The organism is Alteromonas sp. I10, assembly GCF_003201515.1.
In the GTDB taxonomy this organism is placed as follows: Bacteria; Pseudomonadota; Gammaproteobacteria; order Enterobacterales; family Alteromonadaceae; genus Alteromonas; species Alteromonas macleodii.
This window is the reverse complement of record NZ_QJJN01000003.1, coordinates 318,466-343,106: the sequence shown is the minus strand read 5'-3', so window position 1 is coordinate 343,106 and position 24,641 is coordinate 318,466. Positions and strand designations below refer to the sequence as shown.

The following is a 24,641-nucleotide window of genomic DNA, read 5'->3' as shown; positions in this document are numbered from 1 at the left end:
GGCATTTTTATTTGATAAGTCCAGTGCTTACTTAGTTAGCAAGCCCCAGTACTTTCTTACCTTGGTTGAAGTGAATATCAACTGGAATGCTCGCTGCCTCTAGGCGCGCTAAATCTGAAGCAAGATCGGGTTTTATTACACCCATAGTTTCTACTAGCTTCGCTACGCCATCGTAATCGCCGTCACCTTGTAATGTAAGGATTAGTTCAGATAGTGCTTCTACTGCGGCGCCCATCTTCTCCATATTTACGCGATACATGCCGTCTTCTGTTTTCTCGAAGGCGCCTTGCTGGGCAAAGAAGTTAAAGCGGATCATGTTCGCTTTTCCGTGTGCAGAACTTGCGCCGAAACGCACAGAACGGAAAATGCCAGCCATAAAGGTAACGTAATAATCTTCTAGTGTTCCTTCAGTGATTTCACCTTTTTCAAGAAGACTTTGTACCATGTACAAACCTAGAATATCCGCTTTGCCTTCTTCAAGAGCCGACGCATGCTCTTTAAGTGCTCCGCGCACAGTCCCTGTACCATCTAGGGTGTTCTTAATCCCTAAACCGTGTGCCACTTCATGAAACATGGTGTTCGCGAAAAAGGCGTCGAACGTAATGTGTTCACGTTGCTCTGGTACAATTAACGTATCCGCAATAGGCACCAAAATAGTATCGAACTTAGCGCGCATCGCGTTTTTAAGCTGAAGGCGGCGGGTGCCTTTTTCTAGCTGTACACGCTCGTCATTGGGCAAGTTAATTGCAATGGTTTTGCTGCCTGCATTAGAGTGACCGGCGTAGTAAACCACATCATAGGCATTTAGGTCTGCGTCAGACCCTGGCATTTCCGCTTTATATGCCTCAGCAACCGGAAGGCCTTGCTGTAATTCAGGTAAGAAGGCCGCGTATTTAGCTAGCTTTTCACTCCATGCTAAATCTTTAATGAGTACATAGGCTTCAAACGCTGCGCGATAGCCAAAGAGTTGATCTTCGTAGCTTTCAATAGGACCGATAACCAGCTCAACAGGGTTGGTTTTCATATCCATCCACGCCATGTCAGAAGCCAGGTAGTCGTTTGATAGTAGGGCTTCAGAACGCAGCTGCAAATATTGTTTAAAGCTTTCATCTTCAGCAAGCTCTGACGCTTTTTTAAGTAAGTCAGACGCCTTCATTAATTCACTTTTAAAGGCTTCAGAATAAGGCACCGAATAAAGGTTGCCCGCTTCATCGCGCTTCACCATGGAATAAAGGCCTTGTTTGTCGCCAAAATCTGCCGTGGCAAATTCCTCTTTTTCCATATCATGGGGGTAGAACTCAGCGCCCAGCGCTTTGTCTTCATAGCCACTTAAAAAAGGCGTATCGCCATTTAAGCGATCCCAAGGGCCATAGTTGATCGCTGCAAAGTGACGGACCTTTTCGTCGCTAATTGATGAAAGAAATGCATCTTTATCTTCAAAGAACGCTTGTTTCCAGAACAAGTCGTCCATGATTTTCGATGCATCAATTAACAGTGAAAGCATTTTGTGTTGATTGTCACTCAGGTGTGACAAATCGCTGGTAAGATCTACGCCGTGATAAATAGACAAGCGAGACTCATCAACAAGTAAGGTTTGCTCGGAAGCGGTTTCAGGCTTTGCTGTCTGAGTTGGTGTTGTATCGGCGCTTTTGCTGCACGCGGTCAGCATAAATAAACCCGCTACTGCAGCTGCAATAGGAGAATAAGTTGTAATTGTTTTTTTCATAATGACTCTTACCGTGTGGTTTAACCGCATTGATTTACAGTATGCGGGGCGGTGAATAGATAGCTCACTATAGCTATGCTTTTGATTTAATACAAAAGTATGAAAAATATTTGTTTAATATCAATAGTGGTTTGCTACCAGTTGACTATACTTTAAAAAAAGCTCTGGTGGTTCTACCGTTGCTAATAATTCGCATCGACACTGTATTTTTTTAGTTGGTCGAAACTAAAGAGCTACTATAGTATGGTGATAGAAATACCATAATAAAACAATAAACGGTTTGTATTTTAGCGTGAAGCATAGAGGCCTATGTAAGTTAACGCACGGAATGCAACGCACAAACATCGAATCTATTTTAGTCATCAGTTTTGCTGGTGGTCGAGATGATTAACTGGTAAAGCAACCTATCGCCTTCACGAGGCTATTTGGAACTTTCTAAGGGTAGAAATATGTCTACACAGAACGCGCTTTCAACCATTTTGGTTGAAAAAATTAACAATGACACACTCGTCCTTCCCACGCTTCCTGCTATTGCATTGAAAGTCCGCAAAGCGGCAGACGATCCCGATATTAACTTAAACGCGATGGGTGATGTGATTGGTCAAGATCCATCACTTAGCGCAAGAATGATCAAAATTGCGAACAGTGCTTATATGGGACGTAGCGTAAAAGTTACTTCTATCAGCCAAGCGGTTACACGAATTGGTTTACGCCAAATTAAAAACATCTCTACTGCACTCGCTATGGAGCAATTATTCGTCTCTAAAAACGATGTAGTTGCACGCTATTTACAACAAGAGTGGGCAAATACAGTTAATATCGTGGCTAACTCTATGGCGGTGCTTCAGCTTTACATAGCGCGTACCAAAAAGCGTGAAATGAGCATGGATACCATGACACTAGCGGCACTGGTTCACAACATTGGTGTTCTGCCTATTTTGACCGAGGCTGAGCGTCACCCTGAAGTCTTTGCGAACCCTTCATTCCTTGAAGTGGCAATCGATAAATTAGCTGGCCGTATTGGTGCAAGCATTATGACAGAGTGGGGCTTCGGAGAAACCTTCGTTAATGTTTCAAAAAATTGGAAAGACCTAAGCTACATGCCAGAAGAGTTAACCTACATTGATTTCGTTCGTGTTGGCGCTGCAGTTTCAGGTGCGGTAGACAGTCAAAAAGATGCGATCTTAAACTTAGCTATTCAGCGCGGTGTGGTTGAAGATATGGGCGAGCTTCACTCTGATGAGTTTGAAGAGCTTGCAAGCGCAGCGAAGCAGATCTTCTTGTAAGTGTTTTAAGCTAAAAAATACTGCAAAGTCCGGTACTGAAGCATAACTTCAGTACCGGCCTTTTCGTTATGAAAAGCTGAAAAATGGAAAGCTGACAATGAAACAGCATAAAGCAAACAAATGCTGCTACGCGCTAACAGGCTTCTTTTGAACGTAAAGCAGCAATAAACCTAACCCTAATCCCCACACCGCTGAAGTCATGGAATATAAACTAAATCCTGACGCCGTACACAGCATGGTAAGCAACGCAGGAGCCCTGTGGTGCTCTACTTCCATGGCGCGAACCACCGCTCCTTGCAGCGTAGCTAATAGGGCTAGTCCAGCAAGCAGATGAATAATGATACTGGGCATACTCACAAATAGCGCAACGACCACAGACGCTAATAACCCCATGAACAAATACGCCACCCCCGCTGCTATAGCGGCTTTATAGCGCTGCGACTTTTCATCATCCGCTTGCTCGCCCATGCATAGCGCTGCCGTTATCGCCGCTAAGTTAAAGGTAAAACCACCGAAAGGTGCTAATAAGGCTTGAACAATGGCAATGCCTGACAAAATGGGTTTGTGGTCGGGCGTATAGCCATGGGCGTGATGAATAGCTATACCTGGCAAGTTTTGAGAAAGCGTGGTGATAAGAAAAAGGGGAAATGCTAATCCAATGGCAGCACTCAGTGAGAAAGTGGGCGTTACCCAAATAGGCTCGGGCAGGGTGAATATTGATGGCAGCCCTGGTGAGTCGCTTGATAGAGCAACCACACCATCTGCACTACTCATAAACAAGCTAATGGTCACCGACATGATCAGCAACAACAGCATAAGATAGCGGGGAAATAGTCGGCTTCCTACTAAATAAGCCGCGATAAATAACGCAACTAAGTACGGTGCGTCATTAACATCACTGAATATCGCAAGGCATATAGGTAAGAGAATGCCGGCCAAAAGCGCCGATGAGATTGCAGGGGGAATCCGACTTATTTGTTTGAGCAGGCTACGGCTTTGCGCAGTTACAAGAGAAAGCAAGGCACATAGTATAAATGCACCAATGGCTTCACTTAAACGGTAGTCACCGATACTGGTTAACAAAAAAGCCGCGCCAGGGGTAGACCAAGCGGTAACAACGGGCAGTTTGGATAGCCACGAGAACAGAATGCAGGTAATGCCCATACCGAGCCCAAGCGCCAACAACCAACTCACTACCATGTCGTCGCTGGCGCCGGCTTTACGCGCTACATCAATGATAATGACAACAGAACTACTGTAACCTACTGTAACCGCGGTTAGCCCTGCGCTGATATGACTTAACTTCCACTTGCTCATGAAAACCCTCGTGATGGAATCTCGATTTGGAATCGACCGAGCGATGAAACACGCTTTTAGTGTCTATCGAATGTGCTACTCTACCTTTTTGTGCGCTATAACGTACAATAGGTAACTTAACATCTGTGCGTTATAGCGCACAACTGGTTTATTAAACTCAGCGTCAAAATAAAGGCCTTCATTACATGACAAAAGCAAATGCGCAGCCTTCTGCTATTTCAAGAAGTATTGCACAGCACCTGCAGTCTGTTCGTAAAGCTCGGGGGCTTTCCCTTGATAAAACCGCGCAGTTGACGGGAGTGTCTAAAGCCATGTTGGGGCAAATAGAGCGAGGCGAGTCTAGCCCCACAATCGCTACCTTGTGGAAGATAGCAACCGGTCTTGCGTGTTCTTTTTCTTCTTTCTTGTCAGGTGATGAAACCGCACCTACGTCCCAACATGCCGACAACAAGTTCGCTAACGACCCAAACGTAACCATAAAAACGCTATTTCCGTTTAACTCAGCCACCCAGTTTGAAATGTTTGAACTATGCTTAACGGACTTTCATGAGCAGCACTCTTCGGCGCATCAAATAGGCGTCACCGAACATATTCACGTACTACAAGGAAAGTTAGGGGTTTTGCAAGATGGTCAATGGCAAACTTATCAAGCGCAAGAGCAGTGTATATTACGCGCAGACCAGCCCCACGGTTATCGAGATGAAGTAGGAGAAACGCGCTTTATTGTGGTTATTCACTATCCCACTTAAAGCGGTTGGGCAACTTTCTTGCAAAAGCTAGGAGAAAGGCTAGGAAAAAAGCTAAGAAGTATTTGCGCTAAATGACGGTTGCCAGTTCAAACAAGCAAGTTAATTAACAGGACCTAATAAAAAGCCTAACTACCCCAAGGTGATTAGGCTTTTCGATAGCGCTAGGCTATCTTTTTCATCGGCTTAATATTTATTTGCCATAAGTTTATAAACTATCGTCGTTAAGATTAAGCGCACCACGAAGGAAGTTAAGCAGTGTACAAATTTCGGCTGACATAAGCGCGAACTCTGCATCAAGGCGCGCTTCAACCTGATCTTTTGGCACATCGTCAGTTTCTTCTTTAATGCGATCGGTGAACTTAACACGTTTAATGGCGCCATCCTCACACATAATAGCCGTCAACGTCTCTGCATATTCGAATGCAACCTTTTGAACCAGCTTACCGGCATCCAAATGAATACTAATTTCTTCGCTGTCTAGCGGCTGGTTCTTACAACGAATAACGCTGCCAGTGTCATCGGTAGATTTAAGCTCAGCTTCTTCAAGTAGACCTACACCTTCTGGTGTTGACTCAGTAACCCAGTGCGTAAGCTCGCTTTGAAGGCTTCTGCGCGTAAATGGCACTACTGGAAGTGAGCCTATGGCTTTTCTTACCATGGCCAAAAAGGCTTCGGCTTTGCCATCAGATGATGCGTCAACTACGACTAAGTTGTCAGCAAGTGAAATAAAGCCGTGAGTGTAGGTGTTTTTCGTAAATGCCTGGGGCAGCAAGCGGGTTTGAATTTCTTGTTTAAGATCTGCCTTGGCTTTTTTACCAACCGGCGAACCGGTTTCCATTTCAATTTTGGCCACCATTTCGTCAAGCTCGGCATTTACCACTGCGCCGGGCAAGATCTTTTCTTGTTTCTTTAGGGTTATCCAAAAACGCTGTTGAACAACATGGAACATGGTGCCTTGCTTACCCGCCTGAGAAAACGGAGAGGCGAACCCCATGGTTGCTAAGTCCTGGCTACCGCACGGGCGAAAAGCGTGTTCGTTAAGGGCACGTTCTAAATCGCCCTCGTCTAGCGATAACGGCTGAGTAATTTGATAGGCTTTTACATTTTTAAACCACATAGTGTAAGCATTCTCTTGATAAAAATAGGGCGCAAGCCTACCAACGTAAGACTCGCGGTGCAATTGAATAAAAGGCCCTAGAAAGCGGGCACCTTAGATTGATAGTGGCAAGAAAGGTTAAGCACTCTTTTTCGGAAAACGAATGGTGTACTGTAAGCCGTTGCCAAGCGTACTGTCGGCCTCTATATGTCCATGCAGTGACTGTGTAACTAGGTTGTACATAATATGTGTGCCTAGACCGCTACCACCTTCTCCGCGTTTGGTAGTAAAGAAGGCATCAAACAACTTACTGAGCTCTTCTTCGCTTAAACCTTTTCCGTCATCTTGGTAGTGGATCACAACATTATCACCATCTTCTTTTACATCTAGTGTTACAGAGCCGGCCGCTTTGCCTTCAAAGCCGTGCGTAATTGAGTTAACCACCATATTGGTAACGATTTGAGCGATGGCGCCAGGTGCACAGGTCACAACTAAATTATCGGGGCAGGATACGTTAATTTGATGTTCAGTATGCTTAAAACTTGGCTTAAGTGACTGAATAATTTCGTTAATATAGTCGCCCAACACAAATTCGCGCTCGGTTTCACTGGTCTGGTCAACGGCCACCTGTTTAAAGCTGGCGATAAGATCAGATGCGCGTTCTAGGTTACTTAAAAGTAATAGCGCAGTTTGTTCGGCTTCATCGATGAAGCTTGCCATGTTCTTACTGGTCAGGCTTTTATCTTCGAAGTCGGTCTTTAAATTGTTAAGTCGCTCTTGTAGAAAGCTGGCTGCGGTCACACTCACGCCCAATGGCGTGTTTACGTCATGCGCGATACCGGCCACAAGACCGCCAAGCGACGCCATGCGCTCCGACTCGACTAATTGCTCTTGCGCTTGATGAAGTGTATCCATCGAACTGGCTAGCTCTTGGTTACGTTTGCGCAGTTCGGCTTCTATATACTGACGATTTTCGTTTTCCTGGCGAAGCTCTCGCTGGTGGGCAATAAGCTCGTCTTTTTGCTGCTCTAAGTCGAGCATAATCTGAGACAACGACGCTGTTTTCTTTGCCACTTCTTGTTCTAAAATCAGGTTTTGGTCGTCTAGCTTCTTGTTGGCAAGAGTGAGTTCATTCTGCGCGTCTTTCAGCTTATTGTTTGAAATAATAAGGTCGTCAATAACGTGGTTGTAAGATTCCTTAAGCTGTAATAGCTCGTTGTCATCATCGAGCTTTATGCTGAGTTTGCTCTCTTCTGGGTGCTGAGGATCGAAATTACCCATTTGCTCAGTAATGGTTTGCAGCGGTTCAGAAAGCATGGTGCGAAATGCGGTCATGAACAAGAAGACCAGAAAGGTGGTTTTTACTAACGCATTACCGATAAGAAAAAATACGCCTACTTCAATACGGCTAAAAATAGTATCAAAGCTAGAATACAAGGTAACGTCGCCAACCGTAGATTCGCGACCTGAGAATTTAAATACTAGTGGGAAGCTGTAGCTAAATACGCCGCCGGGATGATCTTCAATTATTTCACGGTCAACCGGAGCAGGAGAGCGCTGAGCACGGATGCCGTACTCGGCAATGTAGTTACCGTTTTCACCACGAACTTGAAGCCCTTCAACAATAGGCAATGACATAAGGCCTTCGGCGATGGCACGCACTTGGTCGTGGTTAAGTTCCCACAAAGCGCGGGTCAGGCTAGAAGAAAAGGTGTTTTTTAGCGTTTGAAGCTCGCCTTCAACGTGATTTTTCGTGCTGAGGTATTCTGTAAAGATCTGTCCTACCGTCACTAGCAGCGTGAGAGAAAAGTACACTGACAACACTCTGGCTAAGAGTTTCCTTGATAACCCTGTCTTGACCGCAGCCATCGATAAACACACCCCTGTTACATCAGACCTTTTAAATCACCGACAACGCTTGGTAGTTGCTCACTTTTGCAACAATAACAGTCGGTTTTATGTAATTTCAAGAATATGCGTAATCGTATGAATAAACAAGATTATGTATTTAAACTTTGGAACAAGCTTGTATTAAACTTGACACATAAATGTAATCGTTTTAATAAAACTGTCACAGACCACATTAATAATAACGGCGTTTAAAAATGAGCAGGAATATTACGATGTCTCGTACAGTGTTGGTGGTTGAGGACGAAGCGCCTATCCGTGAAATGCTTAAGTTTGTGCTTGAGCAATCTGGTTTTAACATTATTGAAGCCGAAGATTTCGACATCGCGCGAGAAAAAATTTGCGAACCTTACCCAGATTTAATCTTATTAGATTGGATGTTGCCGGGAGGAAGCGGTGTACAGCTAGCTAAAAGTTTAAAGCAGCACGAGTTTACTCGTGACATTCCCGTCATCATGCTTACAGCCCGTGGCGAGGAAGAAGACAAAATTCGCGGCCTGGATGCAGGTGCTGATGACTACGTTACTAAACCATTCTCGCCGAAGGAACTTGTGGCAAGAATCAAAGCAGTGATGCGAAGAGTTACGCCTACATCAAGCGAGGAGCCCATTGAATTTAATGGTCTTAAACTTGAACCGGTATCACATCGCGTAATGGCGAATGAAGAACCGTTAGACATGGGGCCGACTGAATTTAAGTTGTTGCACTTCTTTATGACGCACCCAGAACGTGTCTATAGCCGAGAGCTACTGCTAGATAATGTTTGGGGAACCAATGTTTATGTAGAAGACAGAACGGTAGATGTACATATTCGACGTCTACGCAAAGCTATCTCTCGTCACGGACATGATGCTATGATCCAAACAGTACGCGGCGCGGGTTACCGTTTTTCTACTAAGCTGTAATAAATGTAGTGTTTAGGGAGTAACATGGTGTTATTCCCTTGATGCCGCTGCGCCATCTGGGCATGCGCCCAATTCCACTTTTAACAACGCGAGCTATTTCATGTATTACCCGTTCTCTTGGTTGAGAAGTACATTGCGCTTAGTGCTATTCCTTGTGGTTTTTGCGCTAGTCGGGTGGTATCTAGATGATATGTTATTCGCCGTTGCTATTGGCGCAACCCTGCTACTGCTATTTAACTACTGGCATCTTTACAAGCTAAATCGCTGGTTATGGCATAGTCGTAAAATGTCTCCACCTACCGTGCGTGGCGTGTGGGAACATATTTATGAAGGGATTTATTACCTTCAGCGTCGTAACCGCAATAAGCGTAAAGAGCTTGGTGAATTGGTAAAGCGCTTTAGAGAGGGTTCTGAGGCCTTGCCTGATGCGGCGGTAGTGGTTGATGCTAAGGCCTGCATTATTTGGTGTAACCGCCTTGCTCGCTTGGATTTAGGACTTAAATGGCCGCAAGACTCTGGGCGTCGAATCGACAACTTGTTGCGCCATCCGGAGTTTATTCAGTACTTTCATGCAGGGAATTATAAATACCCCATTGAAGTACCGTCGCCTACCAACCCCAACAAAACCTTTGAATACCGGATTATGCCTTATGGCGATGAGCATTTGTTGCTGATTGCCCGTGACATAACGCGGGTGTCCCAGCTTGAAGAAATGCGTAAGGACTTTGTGGCAAATGTGTCTCATGAATTGCGTACACCGCTAACGGTCATTAACGGATACCTTGAAATTCTTCCTATTGATGAAGACTCCGATCCATTCATGCAAAAAGCGATGAAAGAAATGACATCGCAAACCCACCGTATGCAAAACTTGATAGAAGACTTGCTGGTGTTGTCGCGCATTGAAGCAAGTTCGGAACGCATCTACGAAAATGTTGTGAATATTCCTGTGGTCCTTGCGCAAGTGGAAAGAGAAGCGCAGGCGCTTAATAAAGAGAAAAACCACACAATAAACTTCCACATCGACAAAGAACTCTATGTTTTCGGTGTAGAGACTGAGCTTCGAAGTGCTTGCTCAAACCTAGTGTTTAATGCGGTGCACTACACACCTGCTGGTGGCGAAATTAATGTGTACTGGCGACGTAAACCAAATGGCGCGCAATTTTCTGTGGTAGATAACGGTGATGGTATTGAGCCAAATCATCTAAACCGCCTTACCGAGCGCTTTTATCGCGTGGATAAAGCGCGCTCTCGCAAAACCGGTGGCTCTGGCTTAGGCCTTTCCATTGTAAAACATGTACTAAGTCATCATAATTCTCGTTTAGATATAACCAGTACATTGGGTGAGGGCAGCAATTTCTCGTTTGTACTGGATAACGAGTTGATTGCAGAGCAACTGTAACCCTAAGAGGCGAGAAGTGTTGGTGAGCAAAAAGCATGACAAGATGAAAGGGCAACGCTATCGCCTTTCAACGTTACTTTTAGTAATAGGCTTATTGTTACCATTTGGAACTCTGGCTGATTCTCAAAATATTCAAAGCTCGTCATCTGCTTCTGGTAGCTATCAAGTACCTGCCTATGAACGTAAGCCTGGGGTGGCAGGAAAAATATCCTCTGTTGGCTCAGACACGCTGGCAAACTTAATGACCTTTTGGTCACAGGAGTTTAAAACCCTCTATCCTCAGGTAGGCTTTCAAATTCAGGCGTCAGGTTCATCCACCGCACCGCCGGCACTTATTGAAGGTACTGCCACCATAGGCCCTATGAGCCGGGAATTAAAACCCAGTGAAATACGGGACTTTACGCGAACACACGGTTACCCGCCCACGGTATTAAAAGTGGCAATGGATGCCATCGCCATTTTTGTGGACAGACGCAATCCATTGCCGGGTATGACCCTTGAGCAAGTTGACGCGGTGTTTTCTGAAACCCAGTTTTGTGGCAGCAATACCGCCATTACTAATTGGTCTCAGCTCGGCGTTGACGATATAGGCTATCGTTCTCCTATCAGGCTGTACGGTCGAAATTCAGTATCGGGTACTTACGGCTTGTTTAAAGTGATGGCGCTATGCGATGGTGACTTTAAGAATACGGTAAACGAACAACCTGGCTCTGCATCTGTAGTATTGTCCGTGGCCAGCGGTACAGGCGCGATTGGCTATGCCGCTTACGGCTATAAAACCGCAGGAGTTCGCGCTCTGCCTTTAGGTGAGTCGCTAGACAGCTTAATCCCTCTTTCTATTGATACGGTACGCAACGAAACGTATCCGTTTGCCCGATTTCTTTATTTGGTGATAAATAAAAAGCCCGGTGAGCCTTTACCTACTCTGGAAAGAGAGTTTTTGCGCTATATCTTGTCACAGGAAGGGCAGCAGCAGGTGTTAAGAGACGGATATTTCCCCATTCGTGAAGACGTGCTGGTACGCCAACGTCGATTATTGGAATAGAAAAGCGAAAGTAGAAGCCGCATCACTCGCCGTTAAAAGCAAAGGATAAAACTGTGTCGTATATGCCGCCAGCGTGGAAACAATGGGTTGTCAAATGCCTGCTATCAGGGACAGCTGTGCCAACTATCGTGACAACCCTAGCGGAAAACGGTTTTTCTCCCGACACTATTAAAAAAGTGCTCGGCGCAAATTTGCCCACTAATTATCAGTTTTCACCCTCTCCGAGTTTCTACGAGAAGCTAGCAAAAAGTGCTATCTCCCGCGTGGAGCAGGCTAAGCCGCTTGCCGAGCCCAGTGACATTCAGCTCTTCTCGTACGATGACTTCTTGAGCAGCCAAGAGTGTGACGACATTGTTGCTCTGACCAAAGATAAACTCGCGCCCTCAAAATTGGCGGGAGCCGCTAGCGCTGATGACATTAGAACCTCTTCAACATGTGAATTAGCCTTTCTCGGTAATAAGCTAGTCAAAGACGTTGATAGTCGCATTGTTTCAACCCTTAGTTTGGGCGTGGGAGAAGGGGAAGTTATTCAGGCGCAGCACTACAATGTTGGGGAATATTACAAACCTCACTACGACTTCTTTCCTCCAGGAAGCCCGCAGTACAAAACGCATTGTCTATCGCGTGGTCAGCGAACATGGACATGCATGATTTACTTGAATGATGAATGTGACGGCGGTCACACTCGCTTTACCAAGCTAGATATTGCGGTAAGACCGAAAAAGGGAATGGCACTCTTTTGGAATAATTTGCTGCCCTCTGGCGACCCCAACCTTAACAGTATTCATTTCGCAGAACCTGTCACTCGTGGTCACAAAACTGTCATAACCAAATGGTTTAGAACGAAAAACTAAACACCTCAAGCCAAGCTTTTAGTTTTATTTTTAATCAATCTTGTTTTATCTAATTGAAAAGTAATAGCTTTACGCAGGCTTTAGTTCAAAGCTGAAAAAGTTCAAATAAATTCGATAAGTTTTTTACTTTGTAACAAAAATGTCACCGATCTCCTTTACTCTCTAGCAAACCTTAGAATCCGTATTACAAAAATCTGGAGAATTTAATGGAAATTCGTAACATATTTAAGGTAAGTGCTATCACGACTGCGCTTGTCCTTGCAGGCTGTGGCGGTGACATCAATATCAATGAAGGTGATGAAGTAGTAACAACTCCAACAACACCAACTACACCTACAACACCAACAACACCGACTACCCCTGATGTAGATACGCCGTTCTCTCTAGGCTTTGCCACAGACGTATCAAGCGAATTCTCAGGAACGATTACAGATAAGCCTGTTTATCGTTTAGATACCGATTTAACTATCACTCAAGATATGACCTTAACAAACGATGCTCACTGGATCATCAAAGGTCGTACGGCGGTTGGTAACGACAACGCTGATGCAGCGGTACTAACTATTCAAGAAGGTACTACAGTAATCGGCGAAGACGGCGATGACTTCTTAGTTGTTCGTCGTGGCTCTCAAATTGACGCATCTGGTACGTCTTCAGCGCCTATCGTGATGACATCGGTACAGGACGTTACTGGTGAAGAAACTTCAATCGGTCAGTGGGGCGGTGTGGTTCTACTAGGTAATGCACCGACCAACCTTTGTAATACGGGTGACGACGCAGATACTTCTGACGAAGAACTTGCAAACTGTGGTGTTTCTGCAGAAGGTGATGCAGGTCTATACGGCGGTAATAACCCAGAAGATAACTCAGGTACACTAGAGTACGTTGTAGTTAAGCATGCGGGTAAAGCACTGGCATCAGGCGACGAACTAAACGGTATTTCATTCGCTGGTATCGGTTCAGGCACCACAGTTAACTATATTCAGGTTCACCAAAACCTTGATGACGGTATTGAATTCTTCGGTGGTACAGTTAACGTAAGTAACGTTGTACTTACTGATATCGGTGACGATTCACTAGATTGGTCATTTGGCTGGACTGGTAGCGCAACTAACGTTTATATCCAACAGTCAGCTGACGGTGGCGACAACGCAATCGAAGCGGATAATAACGAAGATAATCCGTCTTGGTTGCCGCTAACTAAGCCAACTATTTCAAACGTGACTATTGTTAGTGCAGACAACACCAATGGTGTGCGTCTACGTAACGGTACAGCAGGCGTGCTTTCAAACGTTCTAGTAACGGGTTCTGCACTTGCAAACAACTGCCTACGTGTAAACGGTGACGAAGCAATTGCTAACGCTGAGTCGGGCGAGCTTTCTATCACTGATTCAATTGTTGCGTGTGAAACACCTGCGAACAACTTTGGTTCTGACACCATTAACGGTGGCACTACTCAAGCATGGTTTGAAGGCCAAGATGGCAACAGCGTTTTAGCTGCATCTGCATTAATGCTTGAGGACAACGGTTACTTCCCAACTGCCTCTTCTCCTGTAGCACTTGGCGGCGGTCAATATATTGGTGCATTCAACCCTAACGGCACAGACTGGACTGTAGGTTGGACGGTAGGCGTAAACGGCGGTTTCCCAACTGACGTTCAAAACGCATTTGCACAAGGTCTAGCAACAGACGTATCGGCTGACTTCGACCTAGACAAGCCGGTTTACGAAATTGCTGCTGACACCACATTCACATCTGACGTTACACTTACTAACGATGCTTACTGGCTAATTAAAGGCCGTACTGCAGTAGGTAACGATAACGAAGACAGCGCAACACTATACATCGAACAAGGTACGACTGTGTTTGGTGAGCAAGGTGATGACTTCTTGGTAGTACGTCGTGGCTCAATGATTGAAGCTAACGGTACAGCAAGTGCACCTATCACGTTTACCTCTGTACAAGACCTTATCGGCGACGAAACGGGTATCGGCCAATGGGGCGGTATCGTTCTTCTGGGTAATGCACCAACTAACCTATGTAATACCGGTGACGATTCAGATACCTCTGACGCTGAACTTGCTTCATGTGGTGTGGCTGCTGAAGGTGACGCGGGTCTTTACGGCGGTAATAACCCTGCAGATAGCACAGGTTCACTTCGCTACGTAGTAGTTAAGCACGCAGGCCGCGCTCTTGCAGCGGGTGACGAGCTAAACGGTATTTCATTTGCAGGTATCGGTTCAGGTACTAAAGTTGAGTACATTCAAGTTCATCAAAACCTTGATGACGGTATTGAGTTCTTTGGCGGTACAGTTAGCGTACGTAACGTTGTACTTACTGATATCGGTGATGACTCGCTAGATTGGTCTTTCGGTTGGACAGGTAACGCGCAAAACGTTTATATCCAACAATCAGCTGCTGGTGGCGACAACGCTATTGAAGCGGATAATAACGAAGACAACCCAGCGTGGCTTCCACTCACTAAGCCTACTATTTCTAACGTGACTATCGTTGGCGCTGACACAACTAACGGCGTTCGTCTACGCAACGGTACTGCGGGTAACATCCGCAATCTAGTTGTTACAGCTGGTGAAGGCTACTCTAACTGCCTACGAGTTAACGGCGACGAGTCGATTGCTAACGCAGTATCTGGCGAGCTTTCTGTAGAACATTCAGTGGTTGCTTGTGAAGCAGGTAATAACTTTGGTTCAGACGCTATCGGTGGTGGTACTACTCAAACATGGTTCGAAGGCCAAACAGGTAACAGCGTGCTTACCGCTGATGCACTAATGCTTTCTAACGATGGCTTTACACCTCGCTCTGGCTCACCACTTCTTGGTGCGGGCGTTGATGTATCAGAAGAGAATGACTTCTTCGCAGCAACTGACTATATCGGTGCATTTGACGGTGACAACAACTGGATGGACGGTTGGACTGTTGCGGTAAACGATAGCATTCCTGCTGACGTTACAACGGCACTAGAGCAAGGCTTGGCGACCGACGTGTCTGCTAGCTTCCCAGATATTACTGACAAGCCTGTTTATCAGCTTGCTACTGACACCGTGTTTACTGCTGATGTATCGCTAACTAACGATGCTCACTGGCTAATTAAAGGTCGTACAGCGGTAGGTAACGACAACGCTGACAGCGCTTCACTTTACATTCAGCGCGGTACTACAGTATTCGGTGAAGATGGTGATGATTTCTTAGTTGTTCGTCGTGGCTCTAAGATTGAAGCGTCTGGTACTGCAACACTGCCAATTACCTTCACATCTTCAGAAGATATGACTGGCGGCGAAACAGCCATCGGCCAATGGGGCGGTCTAGTTATCTTAGGTAACGCACCAACAAACCTATGTAACACAGGTGACGACGGTGATACGTCTGAAGCTGAACTGGCTAACTGTGGTGTAGCCGCAGAAGGTGATGCAGGCCTATACGGTGGTGCAGACAGTGAAGATAACTCAGGTACGCTTCGCTACGTTATCGTGAAGCACGCAGGTAAAGCACTTGCGGCAGGTGATGAGCTAAACGGTATTTCATTTGCGGGTGTAGGTAGCGGCACTGAAGTTGACTTCATCCAAGTTCACCAAAACCTAGATGATGGCGTTGAGTTCTTCGGCGGTACAGTAAACGTAAGTCACTTAGTATTAACTGCTATCGGTGATGATTCTCTAGACTGGTCATTCGGTTGGACAGGTAAGGCGCAGTACGTAGTTATCAAGCAAGATGCAGCGGGCGGCGACAATGCGTTCGAAGCTGACAACAACGAAGATAACCCTGCGTGGACACCATTGACGACACCAACAGTATCTAACGTAACAATTTTAGGTGCAGACAATACAAACGGTGTACGTCTTCGCAACGGTACAGCGGGAACAATCAAAAACCTAGTGGTTACCGGTGGCGCAAACTACAGCAACTGCCTACGAGTGAATGGTGATGAATCAATTGCTAACGCAGCAGCAGGTTCACTAACTGTGACGCACTCAACAGTAGCATGTTCATCTGCGAGCGCATTTGGTTCAGACACAATTGGTACAGACAGCACGCAAGCGTGGTTTGAAGGTCAAGATGGCAACAGCGTTCTTGCTGAAACTGCAGCACTTGGCTTTGATTCAACAGGTTTCGTACCTGCAAGCAATTCAGTTTTATTAGGTTCAGGCTTCGACGCTTCTACTTTGGACGCTTTCTTTGATAGCACAGACTTCCAAGGTGCATTCGACGGTGAGTCTGACTGGACACTGGGTTGGGTAACTGTTGGTCTTCAAGACTAATAAGTGAATGCGAGACACAGTAAAGCTAAGGCGTTTTTACGCCTTAGCTTTTGTGTAAGCGCAGCTACCTGATTACAGTTTCTTAGGAGTTACACAATGAAAAACAATCAAACGTCAGCATTTAAAGTCGGTGGACTTTCGCTGGCTATCGCGTCCATTCTTGGCGCAAGCGCGTTACCGTTATCAGCAGTAGCACAGCAGTCAGAAGACGAAGTAATTGAAGAAGTCGTTGCTACGGGCACGCGACTTAAAGGAACCGCAACGGCGGTTTTACAAGAGCGTCAAAATCAGGCGTTCGTTGCTGATATTCTTGGCGCAGAACAAATTTCTCGTACCGGTGACGGCGATGCCGCTGCTGCACTTCGACGTGTAACAGGTCTTACGCTAGTTGACGGTAAATTTATTTACGTTCGTGGTTTAGGTGAGCGTTATTCAAGCACACAGCTAAATGGCATGACGGTACCAAGTCCGGATCCTACGCGCTCGGTTGTACCGCTTGATTTATTCCCATCAAGTATCATCGAAAGCCTGAACGTTCAGAAATCTTACTCACCCAATATGCCTGGTCACTTTGGTGGTGGTAACGTAAACATTCGTACTAAATCAATCCCATCTGAGTTTGTATTCAACGTAAGTGCAGGTGGCGGTTGGAATACGCAGAACAGCGATACCGGTGTTTTCTATTCTGGTGGCGGCGATGATTGGACAGGTCGTGATGACGGTACTCGTGCACTGCCTGACATTATCAGCTCGGGTCTTGCTGCAAATGGTTCTGCAGGCTTCGAGGGTGACCGAACAAGAACACTGGCTGAAACGCAGGATATCCTAAGTTCATTTAACTGGGACATCGGCCCAGACGAAAAGTCTGTAGACCCGAACTTCAGCTTGGGTACAACCATTGGTAACAATTACGTTTTCGACAACGACTCTGTACTTGGTTTCCTTGCAACGGTTTCTTACAGCAATGAATGGACAGTTGCCGAAGAGATGTTAGGTAACGATATTGGTGGTGGTCAGGAAAATCCACGTTTCACTAAATATCGCGACATGGTGTCTACTGAGCAAAACGTGCGTTGGAGCGGTATGTTCAACGTAGGTTACGAGTACAACAGCAATCACAAAGTAGAACTTGTGAACATGATCCTTCACGACATGCGTGACCGTGTTCGCGATGGATACTACTTTGACGAAAGTGAATCTAACCCTGGCGTGGAAGAATTCCGCCGCATGGATATCATTTTCGAAGAGCGTGAAATGGTTTCTTCACAGCTTAAAGGCACGCACAACTTCCTTAACTTGTTAGACGGTGTGTTTTTCGATTGGTACGTTGGAACTAGCCGTGCGTCTCGTGAAGCGCCAGACATCATGGAAGTAACATTCCAGCAGTTCTACGATGAGTCGGGTGCATTAGAGCTTGAGCGTCTTGATGATACGCCAGGAACTAACTTAAACCGTCAATATCAGGTGCTTTATGATGAGTCTGATACCTATGGCTTCAACGTGTCTACCGCGTTCTTCGGCGATGGCTACGACGTTGAACTTAAAGCCGGTATGGATTACTACGACAAAACCCGTGACGGTAACAATATTGACTTAGCGGTGCGTCACTTTGGTATTTCTTCTGACTTTAAAGAAGGTAGCCGTTTGAATGAAATTTTCTCACAAGAAAATATCTATAACGACGACTTCTACACCAGCTCAACGGGTCGTTCTGTGTTTCAGGACAATACAGGTGCAGGTGATAAGTACTCAGCGGCAACTAAACTTACCGCAGGCTATTTCATGGTTGATGCATTCTTCAACCAGAAGTTCCGCGTAAGTGGCGGTGCTCGTTATGAAGACTTCCAGCAAGTATCGATTCCATTTATCGAGCACTCGGATAAGTTTGCTGACGACACAGATGCCATCATTGACAGCATCTACAATGAATCTGATGTACTACCGTCATTGGCTTTCACTTACATCCCAAGTGAAGAAATGCAGTATCGCTTTAACATCAGCCAGACGCTAATTCGTCCTGACCTACGTGATATCAGCTCAACCTTCTTTATTGACCCGCTGACAGAATTCCTTGTACGTGGTTCTCCTTCTTTGGTTGAAACTGAATTGACCAATATCGACTTCCGCTGGGAGTGGTATATGTCACAAGGTAACAACTTGTCTGTTGCACTCTTCTATAAAGATATGGAAAACCCTATCGAGATGGTGCAGTTTGACGGCGGTGAAGGTGTGCCTCAGCTATTGACGGCTAACGGACAGGAAGGTGAGCTGTACGGTATCGAGTTTGAATTCTTGCACGACCTTGGCTTTATTAGTGATAACTTCAGTAACTTCTTTGTATCAGGAAACATGACGCTTTCTGACTCAGAAGTAACCATTGGTAGTGGCGATCAAGAATCACTGTTCTCTCAGCAGGCACGTGAAGCTTACGGCGGTACTATCACGGCGACCATTACTAACGACAAGCGTCGTCTAGTAGGTCACTCTGAGTGGGTTGCTAACCTTCAACTAGGTTGGGATTCTGATAACGGTGAGCATTCAGCGTCATTAGTCTATAACTCATTCGGTGAACGTATCATTGCGCCTGGCGTACGTGGTTTTGAAGATGGTATTGAAAAACCGTTCCATTCATTGGATGCTGTTTATACTTACTATCCAGACTTCAACACTACGATTAAATTACGTGTGCAAAACATTTTCAACGATGAGAAAGAAATTGAGCAAGAAGGTCTTACGCTGCGTAAGCTAAGCGTAGGTACAGGTATAAACGCTTCAATTACTTATAACTTCTAAGAAAATACAGCCAGTGCTGCTTCTTCAAAAAGAGAGCAGCAACAATCATCTAAAGCCCGGTTTTCCTGCCGGGCTTTTCTATTTGTGACAATAGTCATCGATTTATGACAGTTTCGTAATAAAACTGTCACAGAAAACTCCTATCCTACGCGCAGAAATTTATAGTCGGATACAACCGATTTCTTTTAACTTTAAAGGTTTGAATGTATGAAGCTTATCAATGCCTTGCTTGTGGCAGGTGCGCTAGCAGCGACACCCGTGCTTGCACAAGACGATGAAGTCTTAAAACCCGTTGTCGATGAGGCAGCGAAAATAAACGAGTCAGCGGCGAAATCGCAAGAAAAGATTAACGGTATTACCGATCAAATCGACAGCAAACTTCAACAGTTCAAAACATTGATGAAAGAAATCGAAGGCCTTGAGGTTTATAACACTCAGCTTCGTAAGCAAATCAATAACCAAGAACAAGAAATGGCAGACCTAAATGCTGCTATCGATGAAGTGTCTGTTGTTGAGCGTCAAATCACGCCACTAATGATGCGCATGATTGACGGCCTAGAGCAGTTTGTTGCGCTAGACGTACCATTCCTTCCAGAAGAGCGCGCAAATCGCGTTGCTGACCTTCGCGCTATGATGGACCGTGCCGACGTTGCTGCGTCTGAAAAATTCCGCCGCGTAATGGAAGCGTATCAAGTAGAGATGGACTACGGCCGCACTATGGAAGCGTACAGCGGTATTCATTCAATTAACGGTCAAGAGCGTGACGTTGAATTCCTACGCCTTGGTCGCACAGCGCTAATTTATCAAACACGTGACGCAAGCATGCAGGGTGTTTGGAACAAGCAAACTCGTCAGTGGGAAGAGCTTGATAGCAGCTACCGTACACAAATTACAAAAGGTCTGCGCATGGCGAAGAAGCAACTTGCACCAGACTTGCTAATGCTGCCAGTGGCAATTACAGACTAAGAGGTTGATGAGAATGTTTAACACAGTAAAACGTATCGCTGTTGGTCTAGCAGCCCTTAGCATCAGCGTTGGTGCTTTCGCACAAAGCGACCGTGCCATGGACTTAGACGCACTTCTTAAGCAACTAGAAGAAGGTCAGTTCGCACAGTCTCAGCAAAACAAACAGCGCGAGCGTGATTTCCAAGCGCAACGTGCAGAGCAAGATCGCATTCTTCGCGAAACTCGTGAAAAGCGCGACCAAATGCTTGCACAATCAGAGCAGCTTGAAACTCAGTTCGAAGAAAACGAATTCAAACTGGCTGACTTAAACGGTGCACTAGACACACGTCTTGGTTCACTTAAAGAGCTATTCGGTGTGCTTCAGCAAATCGCTGGCGATACCAAAAACAAATTCTATAACTCAGTGGTTTCTGCACAAATCCCAGGCCGTGCTGACTTCCTTGATAAGATGGCACAAGACATGGGTTCAAGCTCAAAACTTGCGTCAATTGAAGAAATTGAGCGCGTTTGGTTTGAAATGCAGCGTGAAATGACTGAAGCCGGCAAAGTCACTACGTTCAAGACAGACGTTGTTGAAGCGGGCGGTGAAAAAGTGAATAAGTCTGTTGTTCGCGTAGGTCCTTTTGCACTTGTTGCCGATGGTAAATACCTAGAGTACAACGGTGTAACAGGTACAGTATCTGAACTTGTACGTCAGCCTGCTGACCGTTACATGGATTCTGCTGCTGAACTACAAGCATCAAGCGGTGAATTAGTGCAGTTCGGTATCGACCCAACGGGTGGTTCAATCCTAGGTCTTCTTGTTCAAGCGCCTAACCTTCAAGAGCGTGTAGAGCAGGGCGGTGTTGTAGGTTACATCATTCTTATCGTTGGTGCATTCGGTCTTCTACTTGCCCTTGAGCGTCTTGTAACGCTGACGCTTATTCGCATGAAAGTGAACAAACAGCTTAAGAGCAAAGAAGTAAACACAAACAATCCGCTTGGCCGTGTACTTAAAGTACGTGACGAGCACCCAGACGCCGACGTTGAAGCACTTGAACTTCACCTTACAGAAGCGATTTTGGGCGAAGTGCCTAAGTTAGGTCGTAACCTAACTATCATTAAGATTATCTCTGTTGTAGCACCGCTTATGGGTCTACTAGGTACGGTAACCGGTATGATCAACACCTTCCAGGCTATCACCTTGTTTGGTACGGGTGACCCGAAACTGATGGCAGGTGGTATTTCAACAGCACTTGTAACAACAGTACTAGGTCTAGTTGTAGCGATTCCAATGACACTGCTTTATGCAATGCTTAACACACGTTCTAAGAACATTGTGTACATCCTACAAGAACAGGCGTCTGGCGTAATTGCAGAGCGCGCTGAGCGAGGCTAATCATGATCGAGTTTCTAGAAGCAATTCGCGATTTCACAGAAACAGGTGGCCAGGTTCTCCTGGTCATCGGTCTGCTGATATTCGTTATGTGGCTTTTGATCCTCGAGCGTGCGATGTATCTGATGGTTTGGCACAAGCAAGCCAAGAAAGAAGCGATAGCAATGTGGACAGCACGTGCCGATCGCTCTTCTTGGTTCGCAGAGCAGGTTCGTCAGAAAACAATTTCACAGTTAACCATGCGCCTAAACGGCAGCATCCCAATTATCCAGTCACTGGTTGCGCTTTGTCCGCTGCTAGGCTTGATGGGAACGGTTACCGGTATGATTGAAGTGTTCGATGTAATGGCGATTGCGGGCTCAGGTAATGCTCGTTCAATGGCGTCAGGTGTATCGAAAGCCACTATCCCCACAATGGCGGGCATGGTTGGCGCACTTTCAGGCGTATTCGCCGCTACCTGGTTAACTCGTATGGTGAAATCAGAACGCACGCATCTTGAGGATGCATTGATTATTCAACGTTAATGCTAGCTAAGCGTTAAGGTAAGGTATTTATTATGAAGCAGCACTTTCAAAACTTAGTCGATGAAGAAGAAGCAGCCATCGACATGACGCCCATGCTGGACGTTGTATTTATCATGTTGATCTTCTTCATTGTGACTGCGTCATTTGTGAAAGAAGCGGGTATCGATGTTAACCGTCCAGAAGCAGCAACTGCTGTGAAAAAGGACCGTGCTAATATCCTTATCGCTATTTCAGATAAAGGCGAAATTTGGATTAACAAGCGCCGTATCGACGTTCGCGCAGTTCAAGCGAACATTGAGCGTCTTCGCGCAGAAAACCCACAGGGTTCTGTTGTAATTCAGGCTGACAAAAAGGCCACGACAGAAACACTGATTAAGGTTATGGACGCGTCGCGAGCCGCTGGCGTTTACGATGTTTCGATTGCAGCCCAAGAGCAATAAATCATGCCACGATATTTAATCGCATTTGTTATTTCCCTTGCGATCACGTTAGGCCTGTTCTTCTTGATGCAATCGCTTATCAAGATGGGTGGCAGTGCACTAACTGAGCCGCCTAAGGGAAGCGTGCTTGACTTCGTAAGGGTTAAGCAGGATGAACAGGTTGAGAAAAAAGATCGTAAGCCGAAGAAGCCACCTAAGCCTGAAGAGCCGCCACCGCAAATGGAGCAGCCTCAAATGGACTCGCCTTCTCCAGATGCAGAAGGTACGTCGATGGACTTTGGTGCTGAAGTCGGAGACGACATCTCGCTAGAGGGCGGTTTGGCTCTTGAATCCGGTGACGGTGAATATCTGCCTATCGTTAAGGTAGCGCCAGTGTATCCACGACGTGCACTTCAGCGGGGTATTGAAGGTTTCGTTATTGTTGAGTTTACGGTAACTAAACAAGGCGCAGTACGCGACCCAATTGTTGTTGAAGCGAATCCTTCAGGTATTTTTGAACAAGCGGCGATAGATGCGGCGATGAAGTTCAAATATAAGCCTCGCGTGGTTAACGGTGAAGCAACAGAAGTGTCTGGTGTACAAAACCGTATTTCGTTCCTAATTGACGGGTAACAGAATATGATGAGAAAACAAACGAATACCTTGCTTAGTGCACTGGCGTTTGCATTTGCATCGGCCACGGTATCTGTACCTACTATGTTCATTGTTTCTAACGCTACAGCGCAAGAGGCTGAGCAGCAAGATGGACAAGAGATAAAAGCTAGCGATAAGCAAACCCGTCGGGTACCAACGCTTCGCGGCAAAGTCTACGAGCAACTAGCCCGTGCACAAACGGCAGCAGATGAAGCTGGCGATGTAGAAGAAGCTATTTCCATTTTGAAAGAAGTGGAAGATAAGTCTCACTCTATGAACGCCTACGAAAAAGCCATGATGTACAACTTTTTCGGTTTCATTTATTACAACAACGAAGACTATACAAAGGCGTTAGAATCGTTCGCGAAAGTCGTAGAGCAGCAGCCTATTCCTGAAAAGTTTGAAATGACCACGCTTTTCAGTTTGGCTCAGCTTAACCTTATGCAAGGTAATTACGACGACACCATCACTTATTTGGAACGTTGGGAAAGCCTAAATACAGGCCCTGTACCGGTTAAAAATAAAGTGATAAAGGCCCAAGCGTACTACCAAAATAAACAGTACGAGCAAGCCTCAACGTGGATTTCTGAAGCCGTTGCCGACCACGAAGCAGAAGGCATGATCCCCGATGAAGGGTGGTTAATTCTTCAGCGTGCTATTTTCTATGAACTCAAGCAGCCTCAAAAGGTTAAAGACGTTCTTATTAAAATGGTGAAGCTATTTGACGAGCCTAAGTATTGGATCCAGCTAGCGGGCATGTACGGTGAGCTAGGCGAAGAGCGCAAGCAGTTGGCTATTATGGAAACCGCTTATCAGCGCGGGTTCGTTAATACATCCGCTGATGTGTTTAACATGGCGCAGCTTTATTACTATCACCGTGTACCTTATAAAGGTGCTAAGTTGATGGAGCAGGCGATGAACGACGGCGTGCTAGAGAAAAACTTGCGCAACCTTAAGTTCTTAGGCCAAAGCTGGTCACTTGCTAAAGAGCAAGACAAAGCCATTCCCGTTATGATGCAAGCGGCTGAACTGTCTGAAGACGGTGAGTTAGATGCACAGTTAGCGCAAATTCTTCTTAATGAAGAGCGTTTCGACGATGCAATTGCTGCGGCAGACCGAGCGGTTGAAAAGGGCGATTTGAGAAACCCTGGTTTGGTTTACCTAGTTAAAGGCATGGCACTTTACAACAAGAAGCAATATGCCCTTGCGCTTAATCAGCTAGCTGAAGCAGAAAAGCATCAGAAAAGTCGTGCCATGGCACAGCAATGGAAGCAGTTTGTACAGGGCGAAAAGCGTCAGGCAGACGCCATTGCAGCTGAGCTAGGTACAAGTTAAGTATCGTACT

18 protein-coding genes are annotated in these 24,641 nt (G+C 45.8%); 14 read left to right on the top strand and 4 right to left on the bottom strand.

What is annotated here, in order from left to right:
• Positions 1-31: 31 nt before the first annotated feature.
• Positions 32-1,726: a Zn-dependent hydrolase gene (locus BZA03_RS08330; RefSeq protein WP_110288497.1), complete on the bottom strand. Its 1,695-nt coding sequence runs from the start codon at positions 1,724-1,726 to the stop codon at positions 32-34.
• A gap of 449 nt (positions 1,727-2,175) precedes the next feature.
• Between BZA03_RS08330 and BZA03_RS08325 the strand changes: the two genes are divergently transcribed.
• The gene (locus BZA03_RS08325; RefSeq protein ID WP_014948276.1) at positions 2,176-3,012 is read left to right on the top strand and encodes an HDOD domain-containing protein; all 837 of its coding nucleotides are present in this window, start codon (positions 2,176-2,178) and stop codon (positions 3,010-3,012) included.
• A 126-nt stretch (positions 3,013-3,138) separates the two neighbouring features.
• Here BZA03_RS08325 and BZA03_RS08320 read toward each other — a convergent pair whose 3' ends face one another.
• A complete protein-coding gene (locus tag BZA03_RS08320; protein WP_014975686.1) occupies positions 3,139-4,329 on the bottom strand; it encodes a benzoate/H(+) symporter BenE family transporter in 1,191 nt (396 codons plus the stop codon).
• Positions 4,330-4,514: 185 nt separating this feature from the next.
• Between BZA03_RS08320 and BZA03_RS08315 the strand changes: the two genes are divergently transcribed.
• Positions 4,515-5,078: a helix-turn-helix domain-containing protein gene (locus BZA03_RS08315; RefSeq protein WP_061094220.1), complete on the top strand. Its 564-nt coding sequence runs from the start codon at positions 4,515-4,517 to the stop codon at positions 5,076-5,078.
• A gap of 205 nt (positions 5,079-5,283) precedes the next feature.
• On the opposite strand, the gene rdgC is transcribed toward BZA03_RS08315, so the two are convergent.
• Complete coding sequence (gene rdgC, locus BZA03_RS08310; RefSeq protein WP_014948279.1) at positions 5,284-6,195, bottom strand: recombination-associated protein RdgC; 912 nt, start codon at positions 6,193-6,195, stop codon at positions 5,284-5,286.
• 117 nt (positions 6,196-6,312) lie between these two features.
• A complete protein-coding gene (locus tag BZA03_RS08305) occupies positions 6,313-8,043 on the bottom strand; it encodes a HAMP domain-containing sensor histidine kinase (protein ID WP_039224522.1) in 1,731 nt (576 codons plus the stop codon).
• A gap of 254 nt (positions 8,044-8,297) precedes the next feature.
• Here BZA03_RS08305 and phoB point away from each other — a divergent pair, with 254 nt between their 5' ends.
• The 12 genes from phoB (at position 8,298) to BZA03_RS08245 (ending at position 24,631) form a co-directional block, all read left to right on the top strand.
• Entirely contained in the window at positions 8,298-8,987 is a 690-nt protein-coding gene (gene phoB / locus BZA03_RS08300; protein WP_110288496.1) for a phosphate regulon transcriptional regulator PhoB, read from the top strand.
• A 100-nt stretch (positions 8,988-9,087) separates the two neighbouring features.
• Entirely contained in the window at positions 9,088-10,389 is a 1,302-nt protein-coding gene (phoR, locus tag BZA03_RS08295; RefSeq protein ID WP_014948282.1) for a phosphate regulon sensor histidine kinase PhoR, read from the top strand.
• Positions 10,390-10,405: 16 nt separating this feature from the next.
• Entirely contained in the window at positions 10,406-11,434 is a 1,029-nt protein-coding gene (locus BZA03_RS08290) for a PstS family phosphate ABC transporter substrate-binding protein (protein WP_110288495.1), read from the top strand.
• A 62-nt stretch (positions 11,435-11,496) separates the two neighbouring features.
• Positions 11,497-12,288, top strand: a complete 792-nt coding sequence (locus tag BZA03_RS08285) for a 2OG-Fe(II) oxygenase (protein ID WP_110288564.1) — start codon at positions 11,497-11,499, stop codon at positions 12,286-12,288.
• A gap of 206 nt (positions 12,289-12,494) precedes the next feature.
• Complete coding sequence (locus BZA03_RS08280) at positions 12,495-16,565, top strand: hypothetical protein (RefSeq protein ID WP_101563490.1); 4,071 nt, start codon at positions 12,495-12,497, stop codon at positions 16,563-16,565.
• Between the two features lie 96 nt (positions 16,566-16,661).
• Entirely contained in the window at positions 16,662-19,358 is a 2,697-nt protein-coding gene (locus BZA03_RS08275; protein ID WP_039224525.1) for a TonB-dependent receptor domain-containing protein, read from the top strand.
• 207 nt (positions 19,359-19,565) lie between these two features.
• Positions 19,566-20,324 (top strand): DUF3450 domain-containing protein, encoded by a 759-nt coding sequence (locus BZA03_RS08270; protein WP_014948287.1) that lies wholly within the window; start codon positions 19,566-19,568, stop codon positions 20,322-20,324.
• A 13-nt stretch (positions 20,325-20,337) separates the two neighbouring features.
• Entirely contained in the window at positions 20,338-21,702 is a 1,365-nt protein-coding gene (locus BZA03_RS08265) for a MotA/TolQ/ExbB proton channel family protein (protein ID WP_014948288.1), read from the top strand.
• 2 nt (positions 21,703-21,704) lie between these two features.
• Entirely contained in the window at positions 21,705-22,223 is a 519-nt protein-coding gene (locus BZA03_RS08260) for a MotA/TolQ/ExbB proton channel family protein (RefSeq protein ID WP_012517279.1), read from the top strand.
• A 32-nt stretch (positions 22,224-22,255) separates the two neighbouring features.
• Positions 22,256-22,663 (top strand): biopolymer transporter ExbD, encoded by a 408-nt coding sequence (locus BZA03_RS08255; RefSeq protein ID WP_014948289.1) that lies wholly within the window; start codon positions 22,256-22,258, stop codon positions 22,661-22,663.
• 3 nt (positions 22,664-22,666) lie between these two features.
• Entirely contained in the window at positions 22,667-23,275 is a 609-nt protein-coding gene (locus tag BZA03_RS08250) for an energy transducer TonB (protein WP_075175980.1), read from the top strand.
• Between the two features lie 6 nt (positions 23,276-23,281).
• A complete protein-coding gene (locus tag BZA03_RS08245) occupies positions 23,282-24,631 on the top strand; it encodes a lipopolysaccharide assembly protein LapB (protein WP_110288494.1) in 1,350 nt (449 codons plus the stop codon).
• Positions 24,632-24,641 lie beyond the last annotated feature (10 nt).

Coding starts and splice junctions, on each gene's coding strand:
- BZA03_RS08330 (WP_110288497.1), bottom strand. CDS start 1,726: ATGAAAAAAACAATTACAACTTATTCTCCTATTGCAGCTGCAGTAGCG.
- BZA03_RS08325 (WP_014948276.1), top strand. CDS start 2,176: ATGTCTACACAGAACGCGCTTTCAACCATTTTGGTTGAAAAAATTAAC.
- BZA03_RS08320 (WP_014975686.1), bottom strand. CDS start 4,329: ATGAGCAAGTGGAAGTTAAGTCATATCAGCGCAGGGCTAACCGCGGTT.
- BZA03_RS08315 (WP_061094220.1), top strand. CDS start 4,515: ATGACAAAAGCAAATGCGCAGCCTTCTGCTATTTCAAGAAGTATTGCA.
- rdgC (WP_014948279.1), bottom strand. CDS start 6,195: ATGTGGTTTAAAAATGTAAAAGCCTATCAAATTACTCAGCCGTTATCG.
- BZA03_RS08305 (WP_039224522.1), bottom strand. CDS start 8,043: ATGGCTGCGGTCAAGACAGGGTTATCAAGGAAACTCTTAGCCAGAGTG.
- phoB (WP_110288496.1), top strand. CDS start 8,298: ATGTCTCGTACAGTGTTGGTGGTTGAGGACGAAGCGCCTATCCGTGAA.
- phoR (WP_014948282.1), top strand. CDS start 9,088: ATGTATTACCCGTTCTCTTGGTTGAGAAGTACATTGCGCTTAGTGCTA.
- BZA03_RS08285 (WP_110288564.1), top strand. CDS start 11,497: ATGCCGCCAGCGTGGAAACAATGGGTTGTCAAATGCCTGCTATCAGGG.
- BZA03_RS08280 (WP_101563490.1), top strand. CDS start 12,495: ATGGAAATTCGTAACATATTTAAGGTAAGTGCTATCACGACTGCGCTT.
- BZA03_RS08275 (WP_039224525.1), top strand. CDS start 16,662: ATGAAAAACAATCAAACGTCAGCATTTAAAGTCGGTGGACTTTCGCTG.
- BZA03_RS08270 (WP_014948287.1), top strand. CDS start 19,566: ATGAAGCTTATCAATGCCTTGCTTGTGGCAGGTGCGCTAGCAGCGACA.
- BZA03_RS08265 (WP_014948288.1), top strand. CDS start 20,338: ATGTTTAACACAGTAAAACGTATCGCTGTTGGTCTAGCAGCCCTTAGC.
- BZA03_RS08260 (WP_012517279.1), top strand. CDS start 21,705: ATGATCGAGTTTCTAGAAGCAATTCGCGATTTCACAGAAACAGGTGGC.
- BZA03_RS08255 (WP_014948289.1), top strand. CDS start 22,256: ATGAAGCAGCACTTTCAAAACTTAGTCGATGAAGAAGAAGCAGCCATC.
- BZA03_RS08250 (WP_075175980.1), top strand. CDS start 22,667: ATGCCACGATATTTAATCGCATTTGTTATTTCCCTTGCGATCACGTTA.
- BZA03_RS08245 (WP_110288494.1), top strand. CDS start 23,282: ATGATGAGAAAACAAACGAATACCTTGCTTAGTGCACTGGCGTTTGCA.